The following is a 4,567-nucleotide window of genomic DNA, read 5'->3' as shown; positions in this document are numbered from 1 at the left end:
TCTTTGTGTGAAATTTTTCGAACTAGTTCTTCTTCCCCAACAGGAATGAAAGCGCGATTGGTTTAGGGCTGTCGTTTTGGCCTTCGGATTTTGCAAGTTCTTCAAGCAGTTCTTTTCCGCGGCGGGAAAGTTTTTCGGGTATCTGCACGATGACTTTTATGTACAGGTCGCCGTGCGCTCCGCCTGAAGGGACGCCCTCGCCTCGGATGCGGAGAAGTTTTCCGCTTTGAATGCCCGCAGGCACTTTTACCTTTATGTTCTTATTATCGAGGGACGTAACATGAATGTTCGCGCCAAGAGCCGCCTGAGCAATGGAGATTGGGACGGCGCAGTAAAGATCGTGCCCCTGCCTTTCAAAGTATTCGTGGCGCTTTACCCTGATGAACACATAGAGGTCGCCCGCCTGTCCGCCGTTGGGGCCCGCGTCCCCCTGTTTGGGAATTACGACGCGTTTCCCGTTATCGGTGCCGGACGGGATCGTAACCATTATCTTCTGCCGCTTTTTCTGCGTTCCCGTTCCCCCGCAGTCCTTGCACGGCGCTTCGATGACGTACCCTTCGCCGTGGCAGGTATGGCAGGTGGCGGCTACCGAGAAAAATCCCTGGCTGTGCCGAATCTGCCCCGTACCTCGGCACGTCGGGCAGGTTTTTTTGCTGGATCCGTCCGCCGAGCCGGAACCTTTGCAGGTTTCGCAGGCTTCGTTATGTGAATACTGAATTTCAACTTTTGTGCCGTAGACCGCGTCCTTAAACGGGATTTCGACGTCGTAGCGCAGGTTCGCCCCCTGCCTTACGCCCGCCGAACCGCCCCTGCGGAAACCGCCGCCAAAAAAACTTTCGAATATGCTGCCGAAGCCGCCGTCGAAGATGTCTTCGAACCCGCGGAAGTTGCTCCAGTCGTGGCTCTGGCCCATGCCTTCGACGCCTGCGTGTCCGTACTGGTCATATGCGGCTTTCTTCTGATCGTCGCCGAGAATCTCGTAGGCCTCGGTCGCCTCTTTAAATTTTTCTTCGGCCTGCTTGTCGCCCGGGTTCTTGTCCGGGTGGTACTGGACGGCGAGTTTACGGTACGCCTTTTTTATCTCGTCTTTGGTCGCGGTCTTCTGTACGCCAAGAACTTCGTAGTAATCCCGCTTTGCCATTACTTATCATCTACCACTTCGTAGTCCGCGTCTTCGGCGCTCTTGGTGTTGCCGCCGCCCGCGCCGGGATCAAAGCCGCCGCCCGCGCCCATGTCGGGGCCGGGGCCTGCGCCCTGAGCGCCGCCTTGTCCTGAAGCGCCCTGCTGTTTGTAAATTTCTTCGGCTATTTTGTAGGACGCCTGTTTGAGCGCCTCTGTCTTGTCCTTGATGGCCTGAAGGTCGCCGCCCTCAAGCGCTTTTTTCAGGTCGGCGATGGCTTCCTCCGTTTTGGATTTGTCCGCCGCGCTCACCTTGTCGCCCAAGTCTTTGATGTTTTTCTCAGTGGCGTAAATCATCGAGTCGGCGTCGTTTCGCACTTCGGCTTTCTCGCGCTCTTTCTTGTCTTCTTCGGCGTGGAGTTCCGCCTCTTTTACCATGCGGTCAATGTCCGAGTCGCTCAGGCCGCTGGAGCTTTCGATCCGTATCTTCTGCTCTTTGCCAGTGCCGAGATCTTTCGCGCTTACGTGTACTATGCCGTTTGCGTCTATGTCGAAAGTTACCTCTATCTGCGGAACTCCGCGCGGGGCGGGAGGGATGCCCACAAGGTCGAAGCGGCCAAGCACACGGTTCTGGCTCGCCATCTCGCGCTCGCCCTGCAACACCTGGATTGAGACCGCCGTCTGGCCGTCCGCCGCGGTGGAGAAAATCTGGCTCTTGCGGGTGGGAATCGTCGTGTTGCGCGTGATGAGCTTCGTCATAACGCCGCCCAATGTTTCTATTCCCAATGACAGCGGGGTAACGTCCAACAGAAGAACGTCCTTAACGTCGCCGCCGAGGATACCGCCCTGAATAGCGGCGCCAACCGCGACCGCTTCGTCGGGGTTAACGCCCTTGTTGGGTTCTTTTTTGAAAAGGTCTTTTACTATTTGCTGGACGGCGGGAATGCGTGTTGAACCGCCGACAAGGATAACCTCGTCAATCTTGTCCGCGGTAAGACCCGCGTCCGCGAGCGCTTTTCTGCACGGTTCTTTCGAGCGTTCAAGAAGGTCTTCCACCATCTGTTCAAACTTCGCGCGGGTAAGGGATTTTTGCAGGTGCTTGGCGCCGCTCTGGTCGGCGGTGACAAACGGTATGTTAATTTCCGTAGTTTGCGTGGCGGACAACTGAATCTTCGCGTTTTCCGCGGCTTCGCGCAGGCGCTGTAACGCCATTCTGTCGTTGCCAAGATCGATGCCGGTGTCTTTTTTGAATTCGGCGATAAGCCATTCCATTATTCGGCGGTCGAAGTCGTCGCCGCCCAAGTGGGTGTCGCCGTTCGTGGATTTTACCTCGAAAACGCCGTCGCCCAATTCAAGAATGGAAACGTCGAAAGTGCCGCCGCCAAGATCGTAGACGGCTATGACTTTGTCTTTTTTGGAATCTTTGTTAAAACCGAACGCCAAAGAGGCGGCGGTCGGCTCGTTAATGATGCGCTTTACTTCAAGACCGGCGATTTTGCCCGCGTCCTTTGTCGCCTGACGCTGGGCGTCGTTAAAGTAGGCGGGAACGGTAATTACCGCCTCCGTGACGGGTTCGCCAAGGTAGTCCTCGGCGGTCTGTTTCATCTTCTGTAAAATGAAGGCGGAAATTTCCTGCGGCGAGTATTTCTTCCCGTCGATGTCGACGCGCACGTCGTCGCCCTGTTCCGTCACGCGGTAGGGCACAAGCTTCATTTCGCTGCCGACTTCCGAAAAACGGCGTCCCATAAAACGCTTGATTGAAAATACGGTATTTTCCGGATTTGTGATCATCTGGTTTTTAGCCGGAGCGCCTACGACCCTTTCGCCTTTGCCTGTAAAGCCGATTACGGACGGGGTTGTTCGCCCGCCTTCGGAGTTTTGAATAACTATTGGTTCGCCGCCTTCAAGCACGGACACGCATGAATTGGTTGTTCCAAGGTCAATACCTATAATCTTTCCCATTTTTCTTCTCCTTCCTCTTATAAAAATATATCGAATTTACGGGGAATTTTGAATAGCCTCCCGTATTTGCTACTTGTCTTCCGGCATTAAAACTTTTACTTTTGAAGGGCGGATCACCCTTTCTTTAAGCAAATACCCCTTGGAAAGGTCTTCTTTCACGACCGCCTCGGTTATATCGGGGGATTTTTCCACCATAAGGGCCTCGTGCCTGTTCGGGTCGAACGGCTCCCCTGCGGAAACGAAGCGCTTAAGCCCCCACTTGCTTTCAAGCTGGCCGGTCAGCCGCTTTTCGATCATTTTGATGCCTTCCAAAAGGGCGTTTATGTCCTTAGAGCCTTCGCCCGCCTGAATCGCCCTTTCAAAGTCGTCGATTACGGGAATTATGTCCAAAAGAAGGCTTTGGTTGGCGTATTCAATCGCGTTTTGCTTTTCCTGGTTCATTCTTTTGCGGAAATTCTCAAAATCGGCTGCTTTTCGCAGAAGCTGGTCGCGCAATTCTGCGATTTGAGACTCTAATTCGGTTATTTTTTCCTCAGGAGTAAGCTCCGCGGCCTGTTCTTCGCCGTCCTGAGTGCCATTCGGGGTTTCGTTTTCCGCATCTTTAACCGATTCGGCGGCCTGCGCTTCTGGAGCGCCGCCGCCCTGCGTTTCGTCTATGTTATTCTCCGTATCATGTTTTGCCATATTTAATAACTGACACCTCCGGTCAATACAAGTTAATTTGAGCTTTCTATATGTAAAAATAATAAAAATTTCCGTAAGGGTCAAGGAATAAAGGTTAAAAATTTTATGACTAAAAGCTGAAAAGATGTCCTTTTTAACAAAAGGATGGCCTGTAAACGTCAATTTTTGTAGTTTCGTGTAATTTTTGAATGGAGCTCCTTTAATTTCAATTTAGTCTTTTTTCTTATAATTTTGTTGTTTATTTCCCACCAGCGCTTGTTCGTTACAAGTTCCCATACGGGCGAGCGCGGTTTACCGTAATCCTTCATATAAGATGAAATTGTATCTTTGTAAATTTCAATAAGTTTTTTTGTAATTTCCCCCAATTATTTCCCTATGTTTCCGATTTTTCTGGTAAAGTTGTTTATACGCAATATTTTAAAAAACGCCATAAGACGGTCGTACAAGGTGATCGTGCCCACGGCGCAGATTGAAGCCGTCGTTCACAAGTACAGGCCGGACGCCGAAACTTTCATTCTGCCAACGGGCATTGACCCGGCGCTTTTCATACATGACAAGGCGGAAATCGAGGCGTTCAAGGAGGCGTTTAACGCGCTCTTTCCAGAAACTTACGGAAAAAAATTGCTCCTAATGGCGGGCAGGGTCGCAAGGGAAAAAAACATCAGTTTCCTAATAAAAATACTTCCCGACATTCTTAAAAAAAATCCCGACACCATGCTCGTAATCGTAGGCAACGGCCCCGACGTGGACCTTTTTAAGGACGAGGCGAAAGAATACGGCGTAGAGGCAAACTGCGTTTTTA

5 protein-coding genes are annotated in these 4,567 nt (G+C 51.7%); 1 reads left to right on the top strand and 4 read right to left on the bottom strand.

Annotated elements, in window-relative coordinates; genetic code table 11:
• Nucleotides 1-22: 22 nt before the first annotated feature.
• The 4 genes from dnaJ to ACYVTD_RS10045 all read right to left on the bottom strand — a co-directional run bounded on the left by dnaJ (nucleotide 23) and on the right by ACYVTD_RS10045 (nucleotide 4,130).
• Nucleotides 23-1,141, bottom strand: a complete 1,119-nt coding sequence (dnaJ, locus tag ACYVTD_RS10060; protein ID WP_461247647.1) for a molecular chaperone DnaJ — start codon at nucleotides 1,139-1,141, stop codon at nucleotides 23-25.
• Complete coding sequence (gene dnaK, locus ACYVTD_RS10055) at nucleotides 1,141-3,081, bottom strand: molecular chaperone DnaK (protein ID WP_461247646.1); 1,941 nt, start codon at nucleotides 3,079-3,081, stop codon at nucleotides 1,141-1,143. Before dnaK ends, dnaJ begins: the two co-directional genes overlap by 1 nt.
• A 69-nt stretch (nucleotides 3,082-3,150) precedes the next feature.
• Nucleotides 3,151-3,765 (bottom strand): nucleotide exchange factor GrpE, encoded by a 615-nt coding sequence (gene grpE, locus ACYVTD_RS10050; protein ID WP_461247645.1) that lies wholly within the window; start codon nucleotides 3,763-3,765, stop codon nucleotides 3,151-3,153.
• 158 nt (nucleotides 3,766-3,923) lie between these two features.
• Nucleotides 3,924-4,130 (bottom strand): hypothetical protein, encoded by a 207-nt coding sequence (locus tag ACYVTD_RS10045; protein ID WP_461247644.1) that lies wholly within the window; start codon nucleotides 4,128-4,130, stop codon nucleotides 3,924-3,926.
• A 34-nt stretch (nucleotides 4,131-4,164) separates the two neighbouring features.
• Here ACYVTD_RS10045 and ACYVTD_RS10040 point away from each other — a divergent pair.
• The coding region (locus tag ACYVTD_RS10040) for a glycosyltransferase (protein WP_461247643.1) at nucleotides 4,165-4,567 on the top strand (403 nt) is incomplete at its 3' end.

Source organism: Treponema sp. R6D11, assembly GCF_054786075.1.
The sequence above is the reverse complement of the archived record's forward strand: the minus strand, read 5'-3'. Positions and strand labels throughout refer to the sequence as shown.